Consider the following 1,212-nt stretch of genomic DNA (forward strand, 5'->3'; position numbering starts at 1 on the left):
CTCGTCGGCCCGAACGGCAGCGGCAAGACGACGCTGCTGCGCACCTGCTACCGCGCCCTGCCGGTGTCGGCCGGGATGGTCTCGGTGGACGGAGCGGACGTCTCCTCGCTGCGTCGCCGCACGCTGGCCCGCGCGGTGGGGGCCAGTACGCAGGAACCGGTCTCGTTGGGCGGCATCACGGTCCGCGAATCGGTTCGCCTGGGCCGGACGGTCACACGGGGACTTCTCGAGCCCTTCGGCGCCGACGACTCGGCGGTCGTGGAGGATGTCCTCGCCCGGGTCGGGCTGACCGAGCTGGCCGAGCGAGACGTGGTGGCATTGTCCGGCGGCGAGAAGCAACGCGTGTCGATCGCGCGCACCCTCGCCCAGCGGCCCGAGGTGCTCCTGCTGGACGAGCCGACCAATCACCTCGACCTGCACCAGCAATTGTCGGTTCTCCTCCTGCTCCGCGAGTTGGCGGCCGACGGGCTGGCGGTGCTGCTCACGATCCACGATCTGCGGATGGCCACCGAGTACTGCGATGTCATCGCGGTCCTGCACCGCGGTCACCTTGTCGCGACCGGCGCGCCGGAGGAGGTCCTGGACGCCGCGGTACTGCGGGAGGTGTTCGGGGTGCGTGGCGAGGTGCGGGCGGGGCCGGACGGCCGCCGCACGCTCGACGTGGCGGGGCTCGCCGATGAGTGACGGGACCGTGGGTGACGACGGCGACGACGACGAGCTCCGCGCCCCCGAGACCGTGACAGCCGCGTACTCGGGCGTCTCGGACCTCCTCGGCGACTTCGTCCGCACCATCGAACACGGCCCGGAGGTCCTGCCCGGATCGGTGCTGACGGACCCGCGGTGGCTGGCCCGGCGGGTGGAGAACACCGGCCGGCGCTGGAACCATGGCGATCCGCGGGTGAATGGCACGCTGTGGTGGTACTCGGCCAGTTCGACGCTGGTGGCCGCGCCGCTGGTCATGCTGCTCGCGATCGGCCGCGCGCCCGATCCCCGACCGCAGCGGCTCTCCGTCTCGCTGCAGCCGAACGGCTATCTCCACTCGGCGCTGTCGGAACACCTCCTGCCGTCGACCGCGGCCTACGCCGACGCGCTGCTGGAGGCCCACGGCGAGGTGATCGCCGCCCTCGCGGAGGTCTCGGGCGCGGCACCGCGGGCGCTGTGGGCGATCGCGACCGACTCCATCGCGAACCGCGCGCTCGAGGCGGGCCGCGC

Annotated in this window: 2 protein-coding genes; both read left to right on the forward strand. The window is 72.9% G+C overall.

The annotated features are described in order from the left end of the window. Positions 1–684, forward strand: a 684-nt coding sequence (locus tag G6024_RS15445; RefSeq protein WP_159149108.1) for an ABC transporter ATP-binding protein, incomplete at its 5' end; no start/stop codon positions are given. Beyond that, on the forward strand, positions 677–1,212 hold a 536-nt coding region (locus G6024_RS15450), incomplete at its 3' end, for a hypothetical protein (protein WP_159149109.1). The genes G6024_RS15445 and G6024_RS15450, both read left to right, overlap by 8 nt.

Source organism: Dietzia maris, assembly GCF_014144855.1.
In the GTDB taxonomy this organism is placed as follows: Bacteria; Actinomycetota; Actinomycetes; order Mycobacteriales; family Mycobacteriaceae; genus Dietzia; species Dietzia kunjamensis.